The organism is Delftia acidovorans SPH-1, assembly GCF_000018665.1.
GTDB lineage: Bacteria > Pseudomonadota > Gammaproteobacteria > Burkholderiales > Burkholderiaceae_C > Comamonas > Comamonas acidovorans.
This window is the reverse complement of sequence record NC_010002.1, coordinates 5,372,717-5,394,999: the sequence shown is the minus strand read 5'-3', so window position 1 is coordinate 5,394,999 and position 22,283 is coordinate 5,372,717. Positions and strand designations below refer to the sequence as shown.

Below are 22,283 nucleotides of genomic sequence, written 5' to 3'. Positions count from 1 at the left end.
CGCAACATCCACCCCAGGTGCAGCCTATGAAAACCCTCATCGACCAACTGTCCCAGTACGCGGACTATCACCGTGATCCACGCAACATCCTCACGCACTTCGTCGGCGTGCCGTTGATCATGTGGGCGGTGGTGATTTTGCTGGCCCGCCTGCAGTGGGCTGCCCCCTTGGGCGATGGCCTGCCCGAGCTGCCATTGAGCCTGGCCCTGCTGGCGGCACTGGCGGCAGGCATCTACTACTGTCTGCTGGACCTGCGCTACGGCATCGCCATGGCCCTGGTGCTTGCCCTGATGCTGGCGCTGGCCCAGCCCATCGCCATGCTGCCGATGGGGGCTTGGCTGGGCTGGGGCCTGGGCATCTTCGCCGTGGGCTGGGTGATCCAGTTCGTGGGCCATTACTACGAGGGCCGCAAGCCGGCTTTCCTGGATGACATCGTGGGCCTGGTCATCGGGCCGCTGTTCGTGCTGGCCGAGCTGGGCTTTGCCCTGGGCCTGCGCCGCGAAGTGCAGCATGCGGTGGAGCAGCGCAGCGGTCCCGTGCAGCGGCGCGCGGGCGGCGCACACGCCTGAAACCGGCCCGGGCGCTGCAAGCTTGGCGCAGGCTTGCCGCCGTAGCATGGCAGGCGTTCCTGCGGAGCCATCCGTGGGGGCGTGTGCCTGCGCCTAAAATCACGCTGCTATCCCCCTGCGGGGGCTTTTTTGTTTCAACTCTCCTCATCCATCATGTCTTTCGACAAAGTCACACCGGGCAAGAACGCTCCTGAAACCTTCAACGTGGTCATCGAGATCTCGGCCAACTCCGATCCCATCAAGTACGAAGTGGACAAGGAAAGCGGCGCCGTCTTCGTGGACCGCTTCATGGGCACGGCCATGCACTACCCGGCCAACTACGGCTATGTGCCCCAGACGCTGTCCGGCGACGGCGATCCGGTGGACGTGCTGGTGATGACGCCCTTCCCGCTGCCCCCGGGCGTGGTCGTGGCCTGCCGCCCCATCGGCATCCTGCTGATGGAAGACGAGTCCGGCGTGGATGGCAAGGTCCTGGCCGTGCCCACGCAAAAGCTGCTGCCCGCCTACGACAAGATCAACACGCTGGAAGACATCCACGAGATCACCCTCAAGCAGATCCAGCATTTCTTCGAGCACTACAAGGACCTGGAAAAGGGCAAGTGGGTCAAGGTGCTGGGCTGGAAGGGCGTGGACGAGGCCAAGAAGGAAGTCGTGGACGGCATCGCCAACTACAAGGGCTGATCCCTTTCACTCCCGTTGAGGGAGTCTCAACTGCGCTGAGGTAAATGCCCGCTTCGCAGTTGATACAATTTGAAACGCACCCGTTGCCTACGCGCCGGGTGCGTTTTTTGTTTTGTCGTGGATCAGGGTTTGGGCAGATCAATCAGGCGCTGGTGCGAGCCATCAGCCCGGGAGCGAGCAAATGAAGTTGGCAGATTGGCGCATGGGCACGAAGCTGGGCATGGGATTCCTCGTCATGGTCCTGTTCTCGGCCATCCTGGGGGCGGTGGCCTGGTTGCAACTGGCACAGATGCACCGCAACGCATTGCATTTGTCGGATGTGGCCCTGCCCAGCATGTTCCATGCGGGCGCGATGCGCTCGGAGTACAACCGCCTGCGCCGCCACGAGGCCGGCATTGCCTCGGCCCGCAGCCTGGGCGAGGTCGATGGCTTTGCCAAGCAGGTGCAGGACCGGCTGCAGACCATCGGCGAGCACGAGACGGCGCTGCGTGCGCTGATCGACCAGGAGGGCCTGCGCGCGGCCTTTGACGACTACCTCGGCTTCAAGCAGCAGTTCCTGGCCATGCATGCGCGCCTGCTGGAGCGCGCGCGTGCCGGCAACTATTCGACCACCGAGGAGCAGGCCTTCATGGCCGACGAGATGGGGCTGATGTTCGCCGGCGAATCCGAGGCGCAGTTCGGCAAGCTGGCCGAAAGCGCCGGCCGCCTGCTGACCCTGCAGCGCGAGGCGGGCGAGCAGGCACGCCAGCAGGCGCAGGCCGGCTTTGACCTCGCCCGCATCTGGGTGCTGGGCACGCTGGCCGTGGTGGTTGCCATTGCCGCCCTGGTGGGCTGGGCCATCACGCGTGCCGTGACCGGCCCCGTCGCCCAGGCCGTCCATGTGGCGCGCAACGTGGCGGCCGGCCATCTGGAGACGCCGGTCACCAGCCGCCGCCGCGACGAAATGGGCCAGCTCATCAACGCGCAGGAAGACATGCGCCGCAAGCTCGCCGAGCTGGTGGGCGAGGTGCGCGGCAACGCGCAGGGCGTGGCACTGGCCGCTGGCGAGATTGCCCAGGGCAACGCCGATCTGTCGGCGCGCACCGAAAGCCAGGCCAGCGCGCTGGAGGAAACGGCAGCCTCCATGGAGGAACTGGGCGCCACTGTGCGGCAGAACGCCGACAGCGCGCGCCAGGCCAACCAGATGGCGGCCTCCGCATCGGGCATCGCCGCGCGTGGCGGCGAAGTCGTGGCCCAGGTGGTGGACACCATGAAGGGCATCAACGACAGCAGCCGCCAGATCGCGGACATCATCGGCGTGATCGACGGCATTGCCTTCCAGACCAATATCCTGGCGCTGAACGCGGCCGTGGAGGCGGCCCGCGCAGGCGAGCAGGGCCGGGGCTTTGCCGTGGTGGCGGGCGAGGTGCGTTCGCTGGCCCAGCGCAGCGCCGAGGCGGCCAAGGAGATCAAGGCGCTGATCCAGGCCAGCGAGCAGCGCGTGGAGCAGGGCACGCAACTGGTGGACAAGGCGGGCGAGACGATGTCGGAAATCGTCACCGCCATCCGGCGCGTGACGGACATCATGGGCGAGATCAGCGCGGCCAGCAGCGAGCAGAGCGCGGGCGTGGCCCAGGTGGGTGATGCCATCACGCAGATGGACCAGGCCACGCAGCAGAACGCGGCCCTGGTGGAGCAAAGCGCCGCCGCTGCCCAGTCGCTGCAGCAGCAGGCACAGGCCATGGTGACCTCGGTCTCGGTATTTCGCACGGCGGCTGCCGATGCGCCAGTTGTCTCTGTGGCGACTGCCGCAGCATCGCGCGCAACGGTTGTTGCCTCCCTGGCATCGCGTCCGGCCCTGGCTCCCATGGCCGCCAGGCCGGCGCAACAGATCGCTGCGGCCACCCCGGCCAAGGCCCCCAAGACCACCAAGACGACCACCGCCGACGATGAGGAGTGGGCCGCGTTCTGAGGCCTCACGCGCAGTTCAGCTTCCCTTTCTGGCGGCTCCATGCTTTGCATGGGGCCGCTTTCCTTTTGCGTCTGGCGCTGAGCTGGTGCAAGACGGCAGCGAGAGGCTGTGGCGCAAATCTGCCAGTGAAGGTTTCTGCCTACTACCAGTACCTGAACTTGTCCTGAACAATGCCTGGATACTGGCAGAATGTAAGTGGGTGTAGTCCTATTCTTACAGTGTGAACAATGGCGGCTTCTGGCGCCGCCCCCTAGGAACGAAGGGTATCCCGTGATCACCTTGTTCTCATGGCCGCCACGCCTGGCGGCAATCAGTCTTCCAGCAGACCGCGCCACCGCGGTGGCTCTCCCCCTCCAATCCCTGCCAACAAGCCGACTTGCGCGGTTGCGGCAGATCTGTTTTTGCGAAGTCCGCGCCGGGCCTGGCTGACGCCTGTTCATGGCGCAACACAAAGCTAGGCACAACAAGATGGCAGGACTTCGACAAGAAAGATGAATGTGAAAAACCTCAAGATCTCAACGCGCATGCTGGGCACCTTCGGCCTGCTGGTGCTGCTGCTGCTGGCCGTGGTGGCCGCAGCCCTGGTGCAACTGCGTTCCATGCGCGCCAGCATGGAAGTCATCACGGGCAACGCCATGCCCAGCGTGGAGGTGATCAACCAGATCGGCACCGATGTCGTGCGCACGCGCCTCCTGGAAGTGCGCCATGTCAACAATGACGATGCCGCCTACAAGACCGATTCGGAAAAGCAGCTGGAACAACTGCAGCGCCGCCTGGCCGAGCGCAGGAAGGCCTATGAGCCGCTGCTGTCATCGGACGAAGAGCGCAGGCTCTACGCGCAACTGGTCCAGGAACGCGAGCGCTACCAGCAACTGAGCCAGCAGGTGCTGGCGCTGTCGCGCCAGGGCGAGAAGGAAAAGGCCCAGGCGGTGCTGGGCGGCGAGTCGCTGAAGCTCTACAACGATTCGTCGAACACGCTGGATCTGCTGGTCAAGCTCAACAGTGATGCCGCCTTGCAGGAAAGCCGTAATGCCGAGGCCGTGTACGGGCGCTCGGTCGTCGTCCTCAGCGTGGCGGCGCTGGCTGCCGTGCTGCTGGCCGTGCTGGCCGGCCTGTGGCTGACGCGCTCCATCCGCGCGCCGCTGGCGCATGCGGTCGATGCCGCAGACCGCGTGGCCAACGGCGACCTGGGCGGCACCATCCGCATCGACCGCCATGACGAAACCGGCCTGCTGCTGGGCGCGCTGCAGCGCATGCAGTCCAGCCTGGTGCAGACCGTGCGCAGCGTGCGCCAGAACGCCGAAGGCGTGGCCTCGGCCAGCGCGCAGATTGCCTCCGGCAATGCCGACCTGTCCAGCCGCACGGAAGAGCAGGCCAGTGCCCTGGAGCAGACGGCAGCCTCCATGGAGGAGCTGGGCTCCACCGTGCGCCAGAATGCCGACAACGCACGCCAGGCCAATCAGCTGGCGCTCAATGCATCCAGCGTTGCGCGCCGTGGCGGCGAAGTGGTGGCCGAGGCCGTGGAGACCATGAAGGGCATCAACGACAGCAGCCGGCGCATCGGCGACATCATCGGCGTGATCGACTCCATTGCTTTCCAGACCAACATCCTCGCGCTCAATGCCGCGGTGGAGGCAGCCCGCGCAGGTGAGCAGGGCCGGGGCTTTGCCGTGGTCGCGGGCGAGGTGCGCTCGCTGGCCCAGCGCAGCGCCGAGGCGGCCAAGGAAATCAAGGCGCTGATCACGGCCAGCGTGGAGCGTGTGGAGCAGGGCTCGCAACTGGTGGACCGCGCAGGCACGACCATGACCGAAGTGGTGGCCGCCATCGGCCGGGTCACCGACATCATGGGCGAGATCAGCTCGGCCAGCACCGAGCAGAGCTCCGGCGTGGCCCAGGTTGGCGAAGCCGTCACGCAGATGGACCAGACCACGCAGCAGAACGCGGCCCTGGTCGAGGAAAGCGCGGCCGCCGCTGCCTCGCTGCGCAAGCAGGCGCAGGACCTGGTCGAGGCCGTGGCCGTCTTCCAGTTGCCCCGTGGCGCCACGGACAGCCATGCGCATGTGCCGCACAGGGTGGCGGCACCGGCCAGCGCAGCAGCACGCCCCGCAGCCCCGCCTGTCCGGCCTGCCCCACCCGCCAGCCCTGCGCGGCCTGCGGCCCTGGGCGGCGGCGGTGCACCTGCAGGCGGCGAGACGCTGGCCCGCCGGCTTGAGCGCGATGCCACGCCCCCCATCCGGCCGCGCGCCGGACCCACGCAGGCCAGCAAGCCGGCGCCACGGCAGCCCGGCCAGCCTGGTCAGCCCGGTCAGGGCGATGACGACTGGGAAACCTTCTGAGCCTTACCCCTGGCGCAGCGGGCTGTGGGCCTGCAGCTCCTGCAGATAGCCGGCCATGCCCTCGCCCTCGCGGTCCAGAAAGCGCGAGATGGCATCGGCAAAGGACGGGTGGGCAATCCAGTGGGCGCTGGGAGTAACCACGGGCAACAGTGCCCGTGCCATCTTGTGCTCGCCCTGGGCGCCTCCCTCGAAGTGCGCAATGCCGCGCTCTATGCACCAGGCGATGGGCTGGTAGTAGCAGGCCTCGAAATGCAGGCAATCCACGCGCTCCAGTGCGCCCCAGTAGCGGCCGTAGGCCGTTCCCTGTGGGGCCTGCGGCGCATGGGCGCGCCCGCCCGTATGGCCCGCTGACAGCCTTGCGGCCGCAGCATCCAGCGCGATCAGGCTGCAGGCCATGGGCTGGCCGTCGCGCTCGGCGATGAACATCAGCCAAGCCTCGGGCATCTGGCGCGCCATGGCCTCGAAGAAGGCCGGTTCGAGGTACGGGGCGTTGCCATGCTCCAGGTAGGTTCGCTCGTGGCAGCGGTAGAAAAAGGCCCAGTCCTGTGCGCCCATGTCCGGCCCGTGCAGGGCGCGAAAGCGCACGCCGGCCTCATGCACCTTGCGCCTTTCCTGGCGGATCTTCTTGCGCTTTTCCTGGTTCAGCGTCGCCAGAAAGCGGTCGAAATCGCTGTGCCCGGCGCCATCGGCGCCCTGGTTGCTCCAGTGGAACTGCACGGTGCTGCGCTGCATCCAGCCGTCGGCATCGCAGGCGGCCAGATCCTCGGCATCGCTGAACAGCAGGTGCAGCGAAGACAACTGCTGCGCCTGGGCCCATTCGCGCACCGCGCGCACCAGGGCTGCACGCAGCAAGGGCGTGCGCGCCAGCAGGCGGCTGCCCGGCACGGGCGTGAAAGGCACGGCCAGCACGCCCTTGGGGTAGTAGTCCAGCCCATGCTGGGCGTAGGCACGTGCCCAGGCAAAGTCGAACACGTACTCGCCATAGGAGTGCGCCTTGGCGTAGACCGGGCAGGCGGCGACCAGCTCGCCGCCCTGCCAGAGCGTGACCACGCGGCCGGCCCAGCCGGTTTGCGGCACGGCGCTGCCGCTGGATTCCAGCGCGCTCAGGTACTCGTGGCGCATGAAGGGAGTGGGCGCGGCCTGCGATGCCAGCAGCGCATTCCAGGCCTGGGCATCGAGCTGCTGCACGCTGTCCAGCACGCGGGTGATAATTGCGGTTTCAGCCATGCCATTCCTTGCAGGCCGGTGTGACGCGCGCTGCCGCCTTTCGCTGTGGGGTGGCCTTGTCGGCCCTGTTGGCTCCATTGCATTCCATGACGCTCTCCATCTGCACTGCCCAGCTCAACTTTGTCGTGGGCGACCTGCCCGGCAATGTCCAGAAAATCATTGCCGCAGCCCGTGAAGCTTATGCCACGGGAGCACGCTTGCTGCTGACGCCCGAGCTTGCCCTGTGCGGCTATGCGGCCGAAGACCTGTATCTGCGCCCCGCCTTTCTGGATGCCTGCGACCAGGCCGTGCAGCAGCTTGCGCTGGAGACCGCGCAATGGCCGGGCCTGGCGCTGGTGCTGGGTCATCCCTGGCGCGACCCGGGCGCCGGTGGCGCGTTGCGCAATGCGGCCAGCGTGCTGCGCGACGGGCGCGTGGAATGCAGCCATGCCAAGCAATGCCTGCCCAACTACGGCGTGTTCGACGAGCAGCGCTACTTTGTGGCCGGCCAATCGCCCTGCGTGATCGAAGTGCAGGGCGTGCGCGTGGGCCTGCTGATCTGCGAGGACGCCTGGCATCCCGAACCCGCACGCGCCGCCGCCCAGGCCGGTGCGCAATTGCTGGCCGTGATCAATGCCTCGCCCTTCCATGAGGGCAAGCAGGCCGAACGCGAAGCCACGCTGGCTGCGCGTGCGTGCGAGACCGGCCTGCCCCTGGTCTACGCACATCTGGTTGGCGGCCAGGATGAAATCGTCTTTGATGGCTGCTCCTTTGCCGTGCAGGCGGACGGCTCCATTGCCGCGCGCGCGCCGGCCTTTGCCGAGGCCTTGCCGCGGGTGGAGGTCCGCACGGGCGGGCATGCGCTGGTGCTGGCAGGCGAGGTGATTGCGCAGCCAGGGCACCTGCCGGCGCTGTGGTCCGCCCTGGTGCTGGCCGTGCGCGACTACGTGGGCAAGAACCGTTTCCCCGGTGCCCTGCTGGGCCTGTCGGGCGGTATCGACTCGGCCCTGGTGCTGGCGATTGCAGTCGATGCGCTGGGCGCGGACAAGGTGCATACGGTGATGATGCCTTCGCCCTACACGGCCGACATCAGCTGGATCGACGCGCGTGATATGGCCGAGCGCGTGGGCGTGCGCTATGACGAAATCTCCATCGCGCCGCAGTTCGAGGCCTTCAAGGCCGCGCTGGCCCCGGCCTTCGCGAGCCGCGCCGAGGACACGACCGAAGAAAACCTGCAGGCCCGCATCCGTGGCACCCTGCTGATGGGCCTGTCCAACAAGTTCGGCTCCGTGGTGCTGACCACGGGCAACAAGAGCGAGATGTCCACCGGTTACTGCACGCTCTATGGCGACATGGCGGGCGGCTTCGCGGTGATCAAGGACGTGCTCAAGACCGAGGTCTTTGCGCTGGCGCGCTGGCGCAATGCCAACGATCCGTTCGGCACGGGGCTGGACCCCATTCCGGATCGCATCATCACGCGCCCGCCCAGCGCCGAACTGCGCCCTGACCAGAAAGACCAGGACAGCCTGCCCGCTTATGAGGTGCTCGATGCCATCGTGCGCCGTTACATGGAAAATAACGAAAGCATCGCCTCCATCGTGGCCGACGGATACGCCAGCGCCGATGTGGAGCGAGTGACGCGCCTGATCCAGATCAACGAGTACAAACGCCGCCAGGCGCCCGTGGGGCCGCGACTGACGCGCCGCAGCTTCGGCAAGGATTGGCGCTACCCCATCACCAACCGCTTTCGCGCTTGAAATGAATATCCCCCTGAGTCGCTTCGCGCCTTCCCCCTCTCGCTTCGCGGGGGAGACGACAGCCTCGCTGCGGGGCGGTGCGGCCGGCGTAGGCCCTTGCTCGCTGTCCCTGACTTTGGGGCGCGCCAGTGACTTGGGTCTTGCCGATCTTGTGTGGCCCTCACATTTGTAATACCTAGGAGTTCACCCCATGAAAATGATCACCGCCATCATCAAGCCGTTCAAGCTGGAAGAGGTCCGCGAGGCACTGGCCGACTGCGGCGTCAACGGCCTGACCGTCACCGAGGTCAAGGGCTTTGGCCGCCAGAAGGGCCATACCGAGCTTTACCGCGGTGCCGAGTACGTGGTGGACTTCCTGCCCAAGGTGAAGATCGAGGTCGTGGTCCGCACCGAGGACGTGGATCGTTGCGTGGACGCCATCGTCAACGTGGCGCGCACGGGCAAGATCGGCGACGGCAAGATCTTCGTCACGGCCGTGGAGCGCGTGGTGCGCATCCGTACCGGCGAGCTCGACGACGGAGCCATTTGAGTCCGAGAGCAGGGCAGGGCGCATTCGGCGCCCTGCATTCCTGATATCTCGACGCTGGCGGCCATCCTCTCAAGGGTGGCCGTTTCCGTTTACGCTTCTGTTCAGATCACGGCGCGCAAGGGCGCAGTCTCCAGGCCCGTGCCGGCGTTCTGCACCAGGGATTGCAGCAGCGTGGGGATGTCGCTGCCGCTTTCGATCAGTCCCATCTGCCACTCGCCCATGAAGCCATGGCCCACGCAGGTCTGCAGGAACTGCAGCATGCTGTCGTAGTAGCCATCCACATTGAGCAGGCCGATGGGCTTGTCGTGGTAGCGCAACTGGCGCCAGGTCCAGACCTCGAACAATTCCTCGAAGGTGCCTATGCCGCCGGGCAGGGCGACGAAGGCATCGCTGCGCTCGGCCATCATGGCCTTGCGCTCGTGCATGGTCTGGACGATGTGCAGCTCATCGCAGGCATGGTTGGCCAGTTCCTTGTCCACCAGCGCCTGCGGAATCACGCCCACGACGCGGCCGCCGGCCTGCCGCGTGGCCTCGGCCACCTCGCCCATCAGGCCGCTGCGGCCGCCTCCATAGACCAGCTGGCCGCCGTGCTCACCGATCCAGCGGCCGGTGGCGCGGGCCGCCTCGATGAATCCGGGCTGGTCGCCGGGGCGCGAGCCGCAATACACACAAATGGAAAACGTGGGATTTGTCATGCAATGAACCGTTGATAGAGGGCGGCCAGCCAGACGCCGGCGCACAGCAGCAGCGCCAGCATCACGGCCGCGCTGCCCATGTCCTTGGCCTGCTTGGACAGAACGTGCCATTCGGGGCCTATGCGATCGACCACGGACTCGATGCCGCTGTTGAGCAGCTCCACGATCAGCACCAGCAAGACGGTGCCCGCCAGCAGTGCGACCTCGATCCAGCTGCTTCCCAGCCAGAAGGCGGCAGGGATCAGCACGATGGCTGCCAGCGCTTCCTGGCGGAAGGCTTTTTCGTTCCATCCGGCGCGAAGGCCTGAGAGCGAATAGCCTGCTGCGTGCCAGACGCGCGTCAGGCCTGTGCGGCTTTTCTGAGGATTGACAGGTGCACTGTCGGTCGGGTCGGGAGATGCGGCGGGCATGCTTGCGAGTGTAGGAGATGCGACGCTGCCTATGGGCCTGTCAGCGCTTTTTCCTGGGTGCCGGGGCCTGGTGGATCAACTGGGTGCCGGCCCATGCGTCATGCCAGAACTGGCGGCGCGGATGCAAGCGGCTCAGAAGTGCCCAGAGCGCCACCCACAGCACCAGCAGCATCAGCGTGGTCAGTGCAGGCACGCCGGTCGAATAGGCCGCCAGTGGCGGCAGCAGCCAGATCCAGCTGAACACATAGCGCCGCAGCGCGCGCAACTGGCTGACGGGCTGGCCCGCTGCATCCACCAGGCGAATGTGCCAGGTCTTCATGGCCAGCGTCTGGCCCTTGGACCAGAACCAGACGAAATAGATGCCCAGCACCACGAACATGAAGGCCTGCAGCGCATGGCGGTTGTCCATGGCATTGCGTGTCTGCGACAGGGTGCCGAACAGATAGCCTGCAATGAAGACCACGCCGAACAGCAGCATGCCCTCGTAGAGCCAGCAGGCCATGCGCCGCGCCAGTCGCGGGGCCATCTGTGGGGAGGCTGCGATTGCGGCTGCCGTGGTGGAGGCGGGGGATGTGGCGTTCGTCATGCGGACGGGGAGATCGGTGCGTCAGTGCGTCAGTGCGTCAATGCGAGAGGGGCGCCTCGCCGTGCGATGGCTGGGATGCAGCATCGGGGCTATCATGCAGTTCCATGGGCGGCAAAGGCATGGGCGTGGCCGAGGGCACTTCCACCGGCGCCGTCTCCACCAGCGCCGGCGGGCGCACGGGATGGGTTTCCACGGCCGCAGGGGATGAGGCCGGGGGTACCGGAGGCGGCGGGTTGTAGATGGTGGCGGGCGGAATCTTCGGCGGATTCGGAATGGTGGCCGGAGCCACCGAGGCCGCCGGAATCCGCGCCAGCCGCTTGGGGGCCACGGGCTCTATGGCGGTGGCGGCGCCCTTGGCCTTGGGCGCGGCGCGCGCGGCCAGCAGGCGTTTTTCCTCGTCGCTGAGCGCCTGGTAGGCCTCCCACTGGGCGCGCTTGTCCGTGGCCAGGCGGTTGGTCAGGGCGAAATTCAGGCGAGCCTGGCTGCGCTGCTGGGCGCTGAGGCTGGACCAGGTCTGCATGCGATCGCGCAGCTTTTCCTGCTCTTTCTCGCTGAGCTTGTCCCAGCCCTCGGCCAGCGCCATCCAGCGGCGCTTTTGCAGCGCGTCCATCATGGACCAGCGCTCGGACAGGGGTTCAAGCACGCTGCTCTGCGCCGGTGTCAGCTCTGCCCAGCGCGGGCCGGAGGCCAGGTCCGTGGCGCGCTGGCGTGTGGCTGCATCACCGTGCAGGGTCTTGGAGGCTGCGATCGTGGCCGGCGAGACGGTGCTGGGTGCCAGCCGTACCTGCTGCACGACGCGCCAGCCGGTCCAGGCCAGCGCCATCAACAGCACCGCCGCCAGGATGGCGGCGGCTGAGCGGTGGAACGCGGCGCGTGAATCAGTGGGCATGCAGGCAGGCAAGGCGGGGATCAGCGTTCCGTGTTGGTGGCCGAAGTCTTCAGGTACTGGATGAAGCCGGGGTCGGCGTAGGCGGCGGGCGGCAGATCATCGGTCAGCAAGGCGGTATCCACCTCGGCAACCTCGGTCAGACCTGTCTGGTCCGTCTGCACGTTGACGACCACCAGGCCAACGATCAACGCCAGCACCGGCACGGCCGAGATCAGCGCGCGCCACCAGGTGCCGCCCTCGTCGCCCGAGCCCAGCGTCAGCGTGCCGACCTGGGCCTGGGTTGCGCTGGCAGCCTGCACGGGCGCAGCGCGCAGCTCGCGCCGGCGAACGGACAGGGCGCGCTCGCGCCCAGCGCGCAGCCGCTCGGTGATGTCGTATGGCAGCAACGCCTCGCCATCACCCAGGCGCGCGGTGATCCGGCGTGCGATGCGGTCGGCCGCCATTTCGCTGTGGAGAGTGAGAGTGGGCGCAGTCTTCATAGCTCGATTCCTTTGGCCTTCAGTGCCTTGCTCAATGTCTGGATGGCGCGGAAACAATGTGTTTTTACACTTCCTTCGGAACACCCCATCGCGGCAGCGGTCTCCGCGACGTCCATCTCTTCCCAATAACGCATCAGGAAAGCTTCGCGTTGACGTGCTGGAAGCTCCTGTATCTCTTTTTCAATGCTTTGCAAAATCTGGGCCCGCTCGGTCAGATCTTCGGCGCTGCGGGCGGTTTCGCCGTTCTGGCCGGAGTCGGCATAGGTTTCGAGCCAGTCGAAGTCCGCATCGTCGCCGGCCGACGCCTCCAGATCGCTCATGCGGGTGAAGAGGGCGTTCTGCGTTTTTTGCCTGCGAAACCAGTCCAGCGTGCTGTTGGACAGGATGCGCTGGAACAGCATGGGCAGCTCGTTGATGGGCTTGTCGCCATAGTGCAGCGCCAGCTTGAGCATGCTGTCCTGCACGATGTTCAGCGCCGCCTCCTCATCCCGGACGTGAAAAAAGCTGCGCTTGAAGGCTCGCTTTTCTACGCTTTTGAGGAAGTCGGATAGTTCTTGCTCGGTTGCCAAAAGGAACGCAGGCCCGGATGAGGGGCTCGTTGATGAGGGGCTGAACGGGTGCGGGGCCTGATTATCGCACCGCACTGTCAATTTTTTTCGCAGGATGGCGCGAAGGCTTGTTGCAGTGCGATAATGTCTGCTGCAATTCAAAAAGGCAAACGGGTCACGGTCCGGCGTTTACTCACTCGCCCATGTCTGTTGGTCCTAAGTCCCGCACCGGCCTCACAAGGGCTTCAGGCAAGGGGCACCCAAGGTTTTTCGTTAGAGAAATTCACAAAGGTTGATCATGGAAATTTCCAAAGCCGAGTACTCCAGCGCGGCAGCAGCGGCGTCGCAGTCCCATGCATCCCAGGAGCTGATGGGCTCCGAGATCCTCGTCAAGTCCCTGCAGGCCGAAGGTGTCAAGCAGCTTTGGGGCTATCCGGGCGGTGCGGTTCTGTACATCTACGACGCCCTCTACAAACAAGATTTCATTCAGCATGTGCTGGTGCGCCATGAACAGGCGGCCGTGCATGCGGCAGACGGTTTTGCCCGTGCCACGGGTGAAGTCGGCGTGGCCTTGGTGACCTCGGGTCCCGGCCTGACCAACGCCGTGACCGGCATTGCCACCGCCTACACCGATTCCATTCCCCTGGTCGTGATCAGCGGCCAGACCTCGACGGCCTACATCGGCACCGATGCGTTCCAGGAATGCGACACCGTCGGCATCACCCGTCCCATCGTCAAGCACAACTTCCTGGTGAAGGATGTGCGCGAGCTGGCGGACACGATGAAGAAGGCCTTCCACATCGCGCGCACCGGCCGTCCCGGCCCCGTGGTGGTGGACATTCCCAAGGACGTGTCCTTCAAGAAGGCTCTCTACGCCGGCTACCCCGAGAAGGTGGAGATGCGCTCCTACAACCCGGTGCGCAAGGGCCATGCCGGCCAGATCCGCAAGGCGCTGCAGTTGCTGCTGGCCGCCAAGCGTCCCTATATCTACACGGGTGGCGGCGTGCTGCTGGGCAATGCCTGCAACGAGCTGCGCACCCTGGTGGACATGCTGGGCTACCCGGTCACGCATACGCTGCTGGGCCTGGGTGCCTATCCGGCCAGCGACCGCAAGTTCCTGGGCATGCTGGGCATGCACGGCACCATCGAAGCCAACAATGCCATGCAGAACTGCGACGTGCTGCTGGCGGTGGGCGCGCGCTTCGATGACCGCGTGATCGGCAACCCCAAGCATTTCATGTCGGTGGAGCGCAAGATCATCCACATCGACATCGATCCTTCTTCCATCTCCAAGCGCGTGAAGGTGGACGTGCCCATCGTGGGCGACGTCAAGGAGGTGCTGACCGAGCTGATCTCCATGATCCGCGAGGCAAGTGCCCGTCCCGACGCAGCGGCCCTGGGCCAATGGTGGGAGACCATCGAAGGCTGGCGCAGCCGCGACTGCCTGCAGTACAGCCGTGGCGATGGCTCGGTCATCAAGCCGCAGTATGTGGTGGAGACGCTGTGGAACATGACCCGCGACGCCGATGCCTACATCACGTCCGACGTGGGCCAGCACCAGATGTGGGCTGCGCAGTACTACCGCTTCGACGAACCGCGCCGCTGGATCAACTCCGGCGGCCTGGGCACCATGGGCGTGGGCCTGCCCTACGCCATGGGCATCAAGCTGGCCAAGCCTGAGTCCGAGGTGTTCTGCATCACGGGTGAAGGCTCCATCCAGATGAACATCCAGGAGCTGGCTACCTGCCTGCAGTACAACACGCCGGTCAAGGTGGTGTCGCTGAACAACCGCTACCTGGGCATGGTGCGCCAGTGGCAGGAGATCGAGTACTCGGGCCGCTACAGCAGCAGCTACATGGACTCGCTGCCCAACTTCGTGAAGCTGGCCGAGGCCTATGGCCACGTGGGCATGCTGATCGAGCGCCCCGAGGACGTGGAGCCCGCCCTGCGCGAGGCACGCAAGCTCAAGGACCGCACGGTGTTCATGGACTTCCGTACCGATCCCACCGAGAATGTGTTCCCCATGGTGCAGGCCGGCCGTGGGATCACCGAGATGCTGCTGGGAGCTGACGACCTCTGAGCATGGTCCCTTGCGGGATTTGCCCGGGTTCATTCCTGTCGCATCCGTTCCAGTGAGCCGTCCTCGAGGCGGCCCCTTTGACGAATCTATTGCCTGCCAAGCCCGACGTTTACCGGCGCCGGGGGAGGGCAGCGAAAAGAGGAATCTTTCTTTCATGAAACACATCATTGCCGTGCTGCTCGAAAACGAGCCGGGAGCCTTGTCGCGCGTGGTGGGCCTGTTCTCGGCCCGCGGCTACAACATCGAATCGCTGACCGTGGCCCCCACGGAAGACGCATCGCTGTCGCGCATGACCATTCAGACGAATGGCTCCGAAGACGTGATCGAGCAGATCACCAAACACCTGAATCGCCTGATCGAAGTCGTCAAGGTCGTGGACCTGACCGAAGGTTCCTATACCGAGCGCGAGCTCATGATGGTCAAGGTCCGCGCCGTGGGCAAGGAACGCGAGGAGATGAAGCGCATGGCGGACATCTTCCGCGGCCGCATCATCGACGTGACCGAAAAGAGCTACACGGTCGAGCTGACCGGCGACCAATCCAAGAACGACGCCTTCCTGCAGGCGCTGGACCGCACGGCCATTCTGGAAACCGTGCGCACCGGCTCCTGCGGCATCGGCCGCGGCGAACGCATCCTGCGCGTTTGATGCGCTGCAACGCACCTGAAACCTGTCCCCTTCCCCTTTTCAACCCCTACATACACGAAGCCTGGAGCCAACATGAAAGTTTTCTACGACAAGGACTGTGACCTGAGCCTGATCAAGGGCAAGACCGTTGCCATCATCGGCTACGGCAGCCAGGGCCACGCACACGCGCAAAACCTGAACGAAAGCGGCGTGAAGGTCGTGGTCGGCCTGCGCAAGGGCGGCGCTTCCTGGGACAAGGTCGCCAAGGCTGGCCTGACCGTCGCGGAAGTCGATGACGCCGTGAAGTCCGCCGACCTGGTCATGATCCTGCTGCCGGATGAGAACATCCCCGAGGTCTACAACAACAACGTGGCCCCCAACATCAAGCAAGGCGCCACGCTGGCCTTCGCCCACGGCTTCAACATCCACTACAACCAGGTCGTGCCCCGCGCCGATCTGGACGTGATCATGGTCGCCCCCAAGGGTCCTGGCCACACCGTGCGTTCCGAGTACCTGAAGGGTGGCGGCGTGCCTTCGCTGATCGCTGTGTACCAGGACAAGTCCGGCAAGGCCCGTGACCTGGCCCTGTCCTATGCCATGGCCAACGGCGGCGGCAAGGGCGGCATCATCGAGACCAACTTCAAGGAAGAAACCGAGACCGACCTGTTCGGCGAGCAAGCCGTTCTGTGCGGCGGCGCGGTGGAACTGGTGAAGATGGGCTTCGAGACCCTGACCGAAGCCGGCTACGCTCCCGAAATGGCCTACTTCGAGTGCCTGCATGAGCTCAAGCTCATCGTGGACCTGATGTACGAAGGCGGTATCGCCAACATGAACTACTCGATCTCGAACAACGCCGAATACGGCGAGTACGTGACGGGTACCGAAGTCATCAACGACAAGTCGCGCGAAGCCATGCGTGCTGCCCTCAAGCGCATCCAGACCGGCGAATACGCCAAGATGTTCATCCAGGAAGGCCGCACCAACTACCCGAGCATGACGGCCCGCCGCCGCATGAACGCCGACCACGCCATCGAGAAGGTCGGTGGCCAGCTGCGCGCCATGATGCCCTGGATCTCCAAGAACAAGCTGGTTGACCAGAGCCGCAACTGAGATTGCTGCATTCCATCTTGCCTGGGTCGCGCAAGCGGCCTACGCAAGGTGCAGGACAAGGCCACCCCGACGGGTGGCCTTTTTCGTGCAGGGAAGGGGTGCGGCGCGCAGGTACACTGACCCTTTCGGGGCGGCGCGGTCCGCTCCCTTAGAATACTATCGTTTTAATAGCTGCCCGCGCCCGTAGGCGCTGTGCTGGAGGCTGGATTGATGCAAAACCACAATGAGTCCAACGAGATTGAGGGCGTGGTGGTGCGCAAGCGCCGCAAGGGTATCTACATCCTGCCCAACCTGTTCACGCTGGCTGCGCTGTTCGGTGGCTTCTACGCCATCGTGATGGCCATGAACGGCCGCTTCGAACTGGCTGCTGCAGGCGTGTTCTGCGCCATGGTGCTCGACAGCCTTGACGGCCGTGTGGCACGCATGACCAATACGCAAAGCGCCTTTGGCGAACAGATGGACTCGCTGTCGGACATGGTGTCCTTCGGCGCCGCTCCCGCCTTGATCGCCTATGAGTGGGCGCTCAAGGGCATTGGTCGCTGGGGATGGATTGCCGCCTTTGTCTATTGCGCCTGCGCCGCACTGCGGCTGGCGCGTTTCAACGTGAATACCGGCACGGTGGACAAGCGCTGGTTCCAGGGCCTGCCTTCGCCTGCGGCGGCGGCGCTGGTCACGGGCTTCATCTGGCTGCTGGACGAGGCGGGCCTGCTGCGCGGACAGGATGCCTGGCTGAGCTGGACGCAGATCACCTGGATCATGTTCTTCCTGACGCTGTACGCGGGCCTGACCATGGTCACCAATGTGCCGTTCTACAGCTTCAAGGACGTGCACTTCAAGAAGAGCGTGCCGTTTGCCGCCATCGTGCTGATTGCGCTGGGCATTGCCATCATCAACATCCATCCGCCCATCGTGCTGTTCGGCGTGTTCCTGCTCTACGGTTTCTCGGGCTATGGCGTCTACGCCTGGCGCAAGGCCAAGGGCCAGCGCACCAGCGTCATCAGCACCTCGACCGACGAGCCCGAGGAGCGCGGCCTGCACAAGTGATGCAGCGAAGCATCTTCACAGCCTTTGTGAACCTGTGCTAAAGTCGTTCGAATGCAATACCTGTCGCTAGCTCTACTACTGATGTCCAACGGGCAGAGACAGTAGCGCGCGCGTACATACCTACTTTCACGGCCCGTTTGCACCAGCGACGGGCCGTTTTGCATTTGTGGGGTCGCTGGAGCAGGTGGGTCTTGTTTTTACCTAGACGATAGAAAGCACTTCAGCCATGTTGCAAAACCCTTCGACCAAGTACCGTCCGTTCGCTTTCGCTCCCGTGCGTCTGCAAAATCGCAGCTGGCCCGACGCGACGATTACCAAGGCTCCGATCTGGTGCAGCGTGGATCTGCGCGATGGCAACCAGGCGTTGATCGAGCCCATGGACATCGATCGCAAGATGCGCATGTTCGAGCAGCTGGTGAAGATCGGCTTCAAGGAGATCGAGGTCGGTTTTCCCTCCGCATCGCAGGTGGAGTTCGACTTCATGCGCAAGCTCATCGAGGAAAACCGCATTCCCGATGACGTGACCATCCAGGTGCTGACCCAGGCGCGCGAGCACCTCATCCGCCGTACCTTCGAAGCGCTCGAAGGCGTGCCCCGTGCCATCGTCCATCTGTACAACGCCACCGCGCCCGTGATGCGCCGCGTGGTGTTGAACATGAGTGAAGACGAGATCGTCGAGCTGGCCACCACCAATGCCCGCATGTTCAACGAGATCGCTGCCGGCTACCCCCAGACGCAATGGACCTTCCAGTACTCGCCCGAGATGTATTCGGACACCGAGCTGGAGTTTTCCAAGCGCGTCATTGATGCAGTCACCGATGTATGGCAGCCCACGACCGAGCGCAAGTGCATCATCAACCTGCCCACCACGGTGGAGCATTCCACGCCCAATCTGTTTGCCGACATGGTGGAGTGGACGCACCGCCACATCCAGCGCCGTGATTCCATCGTGCTGTCCGTCCATCCCCACAACGATCGCGGCACGGGCACGGCCACGGCCGAGCTCGCGCTGATGGCCGGTGCCGACCGCCTCGAAGGCTGCCTGTTCGGCAACGGCGAGCGCACGGGCAACCTCGACGTGGTCAACGTGGCGCTGAACATGTACATCCAGGGCGTGTCGCCCGGGCTGGATTTCTCCGATATCGACGGCATCCGCAGCACGGTCGAGCATTGCAACCAGTTGCCCGTGCACCCGCGCCATCCCTACGTGGGCGATCTGGTCTACACCTCGTTCTCTGGCTCGCACCAGGATGCGATCAAGAAGGCCTTCGCCGACCGCAAGGAAGGCGACGTCTGGGACATGCCCTATCTGCCCATCGATCCCAAGGACCTGGGTCGCAGCTATGAAGCCGTGATCCGCGTCAACAGCCAGTCGGGCAAGGGCGGCATCGCCTATCTGCTTGAAAGCGAATATGGCCTCCAGTTGCCGCGCCGCCTGCAGATCGAGTTCAGCCAGGTCGTGCAGCGCGAGATGGATGCCAGCGGCAAGGAATTGGCTGCCGCCGACCTGTGGAATCTGTTCCAGCGCGAATACGGCCTGCAATCCGTGCAGGCGCCGCACTACCGGCTGAGCGAGAACGATGGTGTGGTCAGCCTGTCGGCCGACCTGGCCGTCGAGGGCGGCAAGCGCACGGTCGAGGCCGAGGGCACGGGTCCGATCGACGCCTTCGTGCAGGCGCTGAGCGAGCACAGCGGCCGCGCGGTGCGCGTGCTGGACTATGCCGAGCACGCCATTGGCGAAGGTGCCAACGCCAAGGCCATCGCCTATGTGGAACTGCGCGTGGACGAGTCCCACGTCTGCTACGGCGTCGGGGTCGATGCGAATATCGTCTCTGCCTCTTTCCGGGCCATCATGTCGGGCTTGCAGCGTGTTCCCTCCGCCGAGAATGCGGTGGCGCAGGAGGCGGTCGCCGCCTGAATTTCGTTCCCGAGCCGGTGCAGCCACAAGCGCACCGGCTTTTTTCATCGCCTGCCCGTGGGCAGGGGCTTCGCATCCACAAGAAAGACGAGACTCCCCATGACCGACCAATTGATCATTTTCGACACCACCTTGCGTGACGGCGAGCAGTCGCCCGGTGCCTCCATGACCCGCGACGAGAAGCTGCGCATCGCGCGCCAGCTCGAACGGCTGAAGGTCGATGTGATCGAGGCCGGTTTTGCGGCGAGCTCCAACGGTGACTTCGAGTCGGTACAGGCCATTGCGCGCGCCATCAAGGACTCCACCATCTGCTCGCTGGCGCGGGCCAATGACCGTGACATCGCCCGTGCGGCCGAGGCTCTGAAGGACGCCAACCGCGCGCGCATCCACACCTTCATTGCGACCAGCGCGCTGCACATGGAGAAAAAGTTGCGCATGACGCCCGAGCAGGTGCTGGAGCAGGCGCGCCAATCCGTGCGCTTTGCGCGCAACCTGATTGCCGACATCGAGTTCAGCCCGGAGGACGGCTACCGCAGCGACCCGGATTTCCTGTGCCGCGTCATCGAGACCGTGATCGCCGAGGGCGCAACCACGATCAACGTGCCCGACACCGTGGGCTATGCCATTCCCGAGCTCTACGGCGCCTTCATCAAGAACCTGCGCGAGCGCGTGCCCAACAGCGACAAGGCGGTCTGGAGCGTGCACTGCCACAACGACCTGGGCATGGCCGTGGCCAACTCGCTGGCCGGCGTCAAGCTCGGCGGCGCCCGCCAGATCGAATGCACCATCAATGGCCTGGGTGAGCGCGCCGGCAACTGCTCGCTGGAAGAGGTGGTGATGGCCATCAAGACGCGCAAGGACTACTTTGGCCTGGACGTCAACATCGACGCCCTGCATATCGTGGCCGCCAGCCGCATGGTCAGCCAGACCACCGGCTTCGTGGTGCAGCCCAACAAGGCCGTGGTGGGGGCCAACGCCTTCGCCCATGCCTCCGGCATTCACCAGGACGGCGTGCTCAAGGCGCGCGACACCTACGAAATCATGCGTGCCGAGGACGTGGGCTGGAGCGCCAACAAGATCGTGCTGGGCAAGCTCAGCGGCCGCAACGCCTTCAAGCAGCGCCTGCATGAACTGGGTGTGGAGCTGGACAGCGAAGCTGCGATCAATACCGCCTTTGCCGCCTTCAAGGAGCTGGCCGACCGCAAGAGCGAGATCTTCGACGAGGACATCCTGGCCCTGGTGACCGAGCAGGACGCGCATCAGCAGGCCGATCCCTTCCAGTTCATCTCGCTGGCCCAGCAAAGCGAGACAGGTGAGCGCCCACACGCGTCGGTGGTGTTCAGCCGCGACGGCCGAGAGATCAAGGCCCAGTCCGACGGCAATGGCCCGGTCGATGCCTCGTTCAAGGCCATCGAGTCCGAGGTGAAGAGCGGTGCCGAGATGCTGCTGTACTCGGTCAACGCCATCAGCGGCTCCACCGAAAGCCAGGGCGAAGTGACCGTTCGCCTGCAGCGCAGCGGGCGCGTGGTCAACGGCGTGGGCGCCGACCCTGACATCGTCGTGGCTTCTGCCAAGGCCTACCTGAGCGCGTTGAACAAATTACACAGCAATGCAGAGATCGTGGCTGCACAGGGGTAAGCACTCGCCTTATAATTTCACTTAAATTATCGAAAAGTCGCACAAGTTATTGTCACAGTGCGACTTTTTCGATTAATGTAAGGTCTAGTCACAAATTCTTGCTGCTTGGAGCATTTCTCATGCCCACCCTACGCCGTGCCCGCCTCGGTCGATTTGCTCAGGTCATGTCCTTTCTGGCCCTGAGTTGTGCTCTTGCTGCTCCGGGCGCACATGCCGCGCCCGCCAAGAAAGTTGCCAAGAAACAGGTGGCCGTGGCCCCTGTCAAGAAGAAGGCGGTGAAGGAGCGCGCCACGGCCGCTCCCCAGGGCAAGCGCGTTGCCAAGAGCGCGCGCCAGCCCAGCCGTGTCGCTGCACGCAGCGTGGCCAGCCCCATTCGCGCCGTTGCCTACGAGCCACGCCTGTCCTTCGGCCAGATGGCTGGTCTGCATGCGGTGGCCGATCCTCTGGATCTCAAGAGCAGCGTGGCTCTGGTCCTGGACCAGGACACCCATGAGGTGCTGCTGAGCAAGAACGACCACGCCGTCTTGCCCATCGCCTCGTTGACCAAACTGATGACCGGCCTGCTGATTTCCCAGGCCCATCTGCCGATGGATGAAGCCATCACCATCACGCAGGACGACGTGGATACCGAAAAGGGCAGCAGCTCGCGCTTGGCCGTCGGCACCACGCTCACGCGCGGTGAAATGCTGCACCTGGCCCTGATGTCCAGTGAAAACCGCGCTGCCCATGCCCTGGGCCGCACTTTCCCTGGTGGCCTTGATGCCTTTGTCCAGCAGATGAATGCCAAGGCCCGTCTGCTGGGCATGACCGATACCCGCTACGTGGAGCCCACCGGGCTGTCCAGCCGCAACCAGTCCAGCGCCCGTGATCTGGCTGTGCTCGTGAATGTGGCGCACAGCGATCCGCTGGTGCGCGAGTACACCACCTCGCCCGGCTATGAGGTGGCCGTGGGTCGCCGCACGCTGCAGTACAACAACACCAACCGCCTGGTGATGAGCCCCACCTGGGACATCGGTCTGCAAAAAACCGGCTACATCTCCGAGGCAGGCCGCTGCCTGGTCATGCAGGCGCAGGTGGCTGGCCGCAAGATCATCATGGTCTTCCTGGATTCGGCAGGAAAGTTCAGCCGCCTCGGCGATGCCGAGCGCGTGCGCCACTGGGTGGAGTCCATGGGGCAGGTGGCTGGCGATCCCATGATCCACAAGGTCAAGGGCTGAGTTTTCTTTCCCCTC

At 64.7% G+C, this 22,283-nt stretch carries 20 protein-coding genes; 13 read left to right on the top strand and 7 right to left on the bottom strand.

Annotation, left to right across the window (positions count from 1 at the left end):
- The first annotated feature begins 26 nt into the window (after positions 1-26).
- From DACI_RS24655 to DACI_RS24640, 4 genes are all read left to right on the top strand, one after another.
- Positions 27-569: an Mpo1 family 2-hydroxy fatty acid dioxygenase gene (locus DACI_RS24655; RefSeq protein WP_012206679.1), complete on the top strand. Its 543-nt coding sequence runs from the start codon at positions 27-29 to the stop codon at positions 567-569.
- Positions 570-722: 153 nt separating this feature from the next.
- A complete protein-coding gene (ppa, locus tag DACI_RS24650) occupies positions 723-1,250 on the top strand; it encodes an inorganic diphosphatase (protein WP_012206678.1) in 528 nt (175 codons plus the stop codon).
- 181 nt (positions 1,251-1,431) lie between these two features.
- The gene (locus tag DACI_RS24645; RefSeq protein ID WP_012206677.1) at positions 1,432-3,201 is read left to right on the top strand and encodes a methyl-accepting chemotaxis protein; all 1,770 of its coding nucleotides are present in this window, start codon (positions 1,432-1,434) and stop codon (positions 3,199-3,201) included.
- Between the two features lie 491 nt (positions 3,202-3,692).
- Positions 3,693-5,537: a methyl-accepting chemotaxis protein gene (locus DACI_RS24640; protein WP_012206676.1), complete on the top strand. Its 1,845-nt coding sequence runs from the start codon at positions 3,693-3,695 to the stop codon at positions 5,535-5,537.
- Positions 5,538-5,540: 3 nt separating this feature from the next.
- On the opposite strand, the gene DACI_RS24635 is transcribed toward DACI_RS24640, so the two are convergent.
- Positions 5,541-6,764, bottom strand: a complete 1,224-nt coding sequence (locus tag DACI_RS24635; RefSeq protein WP_012206675.1) for a GNAT family N-acetyltransferase — start codon at positions 6,762-6,764, stop codon at positions 5,541-5,543.
- Positions 6,765-6,850: 86 nt separating this feature from the next.
- On the opposite strand from DACI_RS24635, the gene DACI_RS24630 reads away from it, so the two are divergent.
- Together DACI_RS24630 and DACI_RS24625 are read left to right on the top strand one after the other, a co-directional pair.
- Positions 6,851-8,500, top strand: coding sequence for an NAD+ synthase (locus DACI_RS24630; protein ID WP_043782496.1), 1,650 nt, complete (start codon positions 6,851-6,853; stop codon positions 8,498-8,500).
- Between the two features lie 190 nt (positions 8,501-8,690).
- Positions 8,691-9,029, top strand: a complete 339-nt coding sequence (locus DACI_RS24625; protein WP_012206673.1) for a P-II family nitrogen regulator — start codon at positions 8,691-8,693, stop codon at positions 9,027-9,029.
- 101 nt (positions 9,030-9,130) lie between these two features.
- Here DACI_RS24625 and DACI_RS24620 read toward each other — a convergent pair whose 3' ends face one another.
- The 6 genes from DACI_RS24620 to DACI_RS24595 are packed head-to-tail and all read right to left on the bottom strand — an operon-like array spanning position 9,131 to position 12,657.
- Entirely contained in the window at positions 9,131-9,724 is a 594-nt protein-coding gene (locus tag DACI_RS24620) for an LOG family protein (RefSeq protein ID WP_012206672.1), read from the bottom strand.
- The gene (locus tag DACI_RS24615; RefSeq protein WP_012206671.1) at positions 9,721-10,134 is read right to left on the bottom strand and encodes a diacylglycerol kinase; all 414 of its coding nucleotides are present in this window, start codon (positions 10,132-10,134) and stop codon (positions 9,721-9,723) included. Before DACI_RS24615 ends, DACI_RS24620 begins: the two co-directional genes overlap by 4 nt.
- A gap of 40 nt (positions 10,135-10,174) precedes the next feature.
- The gene (locus DACI_RS24610; RefSeq protein ID WP_012206670.1) at positions 10,175-10,720 is read right to left on the bottom strand and encodes an RDD family protein; all 546 of its coding nucleotides are present in this window, start codon (positions 10,718-10,720) and stop codon (positions 10,175-10,177) included.
- A 37-nt stretch (positions 10,721-10,757) separates the two neighbouring features.
- Positions 10,758-11,609: a DUF3106 domain-containing protein gene (locus DACI_RS24605; protein ID WP_012206669.1), complete on the bottom strand. Its 852-nt coding sequence runs from the start codon at positions 11,607-11,609 to the stop codon at positions 10,758-10,760.
- Positions 11,610-11,629: 20 nt separating this feature from the next.
- Positions 11,630-12,088 (bottom strand): DUF3619 family protein, encoded by a 459-nt coding sequence (locus tag DACI_RS24600; protein ID WP_012206668.1) that lies wholly within the window; start codon positions 12,086-12,088, stop codon positions 11,630-11,632.
- A complete protein-coding gene (locus tag DACI_RS24595) occupies positions 12,085-12,657 on the bottom strand; it encodes an RNA polymerase sigma factor (RefSeq protein WP_043782492.1) in 573 nt (190 codons plus the stop codon). The genes DACI_RS24600 and DACI_RS24595 overlap by 4 nt, the downstream gene beginning before the upstream one ends.
- A 277-nt stretch (positions 12,658-12,934) precedes the next feature.
- Here DACI_RS24595 and DACI_RS24590 point away from each other — a divergent pair, with 277 nt between their 5' ends.
- The 7 genes from DACI_RS24590 to DACI_RS24560 all read left to right on the top strand — a co-directional run bounded on the left by DACI_RS24590 (position 12,935) and on the right by DACI_RS24560 (position 22,268).
- A complete protein-coding gene (locus tag DACI_RS24590; protein ID WP_012206666.1) occupies positions 12,935-14,716 on the top strand; it encodes an acetolactate synthase 3 catalytic subunit in 1,782 nt (593 codons plus the stop codon).
- A 154-nt stretch (positions 14,717-14,870) separates the two neighbouring features.
- Positions 14,871-15,362 carry an acetolactate synthase small subunit gene (ilvN, locus tag DACI_RS24585; RefSeq protein ID WP_012206665.1) on the top strand — a complete coding sequence of 164 codons (492 nt, stop codon included), beginning with the start codon at positions 14,871-14,873 and terminating at the stop codon, positions 15,360-15,362.
- 72 nt (positions 15,363-15,434) lie between these two features.
- A complete protein-coding gene (gene ilvC / locus DACI_RS24580) occupies positions 15,435-16,451 on the top strand; it encodes a ketol-acid reductoisomerase (protein ID WP_012206664.1) in 1,017 nt (338 codons plus the stop codon).
- A 210-nt stretch (positions 16,452-16,661) separates the two neighbouring features.
- Positions 16,662-17,495, top strand: coding sequence for a CDP-diacylglycerol--serine O-phosphatidyltransferase (gene pssA / locus DACI_RS24575; protein WP_012206663.1), 834 nt, complete (start codon positions 16,662-16,664; stop codon positions 17,493-17,495).
- Between the two features lie 226 nt (positions 17,496-17,721).
- Positions 17,722-19,413, top strand: coding sequence for a 2-isopropylmalate synthase (gene leuA, locus DACI_RS24570; RefSeq protein ID WP_012206662.1), 1,692 nt, complete (start codon positions 17,722-17,724; stop codon positions 19,411-19,413).
- Positions 19,414-19,512: 99 nt separating this feature from the next.
- The gene (locus tag DACI_RS24565) at positions 19,513-21,051 is read left to right on the top strand and encodes a 2-isopropylmalate synthase (protein ID WP_012206661.1); all 1,539 of its coding nucleotides are present in this window, start codon (positions 19,513-19,515) and stop codon (positions 21,049-21,051) included.
- A gap of 119 nt (positions 21,052-21,170) precedes the next feature.
- On the top strand, positions 21,171-22,268 hold the full coding sequence (locus DACI_RS24560; RefSeq protein WP_012206660.1) for a serine hydrolase: 1,098 nt from the start codon (positions 21,171-21,173) through the stop codon (positions 22,266-22,268).
- Positions 22,269-22,283 lie beyond the last annotated feature (15 nt).

What these genes read in the sequence shown, in the direction of transcription:
- DACI_RS24610 (WP_012206670.1), bottom strand. Translation starts at nt 10,720, where the DNA reads ATGACGAACGCCACATCCCCCGCCTCCACCACGGCAGCCGCAATCGCA.
- pssA (WP_012206663.1), top strand. Translation starts at nt 16,662, where the DNA reads ATGCAAAACCACAATGAGTCCAACGAGATTGAGGGCGTGGTGGTGCGC.
- DACI_RS24645 (WP_012206677.1), top strand. Translation starts at nt 1,432, where the DNA reads ATGAAGTTGGCAGATTGGCGCATGGGCACGAAGCTGGGCATGGGATTC.
- ppa (WP_012206678.1), top strand. Translation starts at nt 723, where the DNA reads ATGTCTTTCGACAAAGTCACACCGGGCAAGAACGCTCCTGAAACCTTC.
- DACI_RS24655 (WP_012206679.1), top strand. Translation starts at nt 27, where the DNA reads ATGAAAACCCTCATCGACCAACTGTCCCAGTACGCGGACTATCACCGT.
- DACI_RS24590 (WP_012206666.1), top strand. Translation starts at nt 12,935, where the DNA reads ATGGAAATTTCCAAAGCCGAGTACTCCAGCGCGGCAGCAGCGGCGTCG.
- ilvN (WP_012206665.1), top strand. Translation starts at nt 14,871, where the DNA reads ATGAAACACATCATTGCCGTGCTGCTCGAAAACGAGCCGGGAGCCTTG.
- ilvC (WP_012206664.1), top strand. Translation starts at nt 15,435, where the DNA reads ATGAAAGTTTTCTACGACAAGGACTGTGACCTGAGCCTGATCAAGGGC.
- DACI_RS24600 (WP_012206668.1), bottom strand. Translation starts at nt 12,088, where the DNA reads ATGAAGACTGCGCCCACTCTCACTCTCCACAGCGAAATGGCGGCCGAC.
- DACI_RS24565 (WP_012206661.1), top strand. Translation starts at nt 19,513, where the DNA reads ATGACCGACCAATTGATCATTTTCGACACCACCTTGCGTGACGGCGAG.
- DACI_RS24560 (WP_012206660.1), top strand. Translation starts at nt 21,171, where the DNA reads ATGCCCACCCTACGCCGTGCCCGCCTCGGTCGATTTGCTCAGGTCATG.
- DACI_RS24630 (WP_043782496.1), top strand. Translation starts at nt 6,851, where the DNA reads ATGACGCTCTCCATCTGCACTGCCCAGCTCAACTTTGTCGTGGGCGAC.
- DACI_RS24620 (WP_012206672.1), bottom strand. Translation starts at nt 9,724, where the DNA reads ATGACAAATCCCACGTTTTCCATTTGTGTGTATTGCGGCTCGCGCCCC.
- DACI_RS24615 (WP_012206671.1), bottom strand. Translation starts at nt 10,134, where the DNA reads ATGCCCGCCGCATCTCCCGACCCGACCGACAGTGCACCTGTCAATCCT.
- DACI_RS24625 (WP_012206673.1), top strand. Translation starts at nt 8,691, where the DNA reads ATGAAAATGATCACCGCCATCATCAAGCCGTTCAAGCTGGAAGAGGTC.
- DACI_RS24605 (WP_012206669.1), bottom strand. Translation starts at nt 11,609, where the DNA reads ATGCCCACTGATTCACGCGCCGCGTTCCACCGCTCAGCCGCCGCCATC.
- DACI_RS24635 (WP_012206675.1), bottom strand. Translation starts at nt 6,764, where the DNA reads ATGGCTGAAACCGCAATTATCACCCGCGTGCTGGACAGCGTGCAGCAG.
- DACI_RS24640 (WP_012206676.1), top strand. Translation starts at nt 3,693, where the DNA reads ATGAATGTGAAAAACCTCAAGATCTCAACGCGCATGCTGGGCACCTTC.
- leuA (WP_012206662.1), top strand. Translation starts at nt 17,722, where the DNA reads ATGTTGCAAAACCCTTCGACCAAGTACCGTCCGTTCGCTTTCGCTCCC.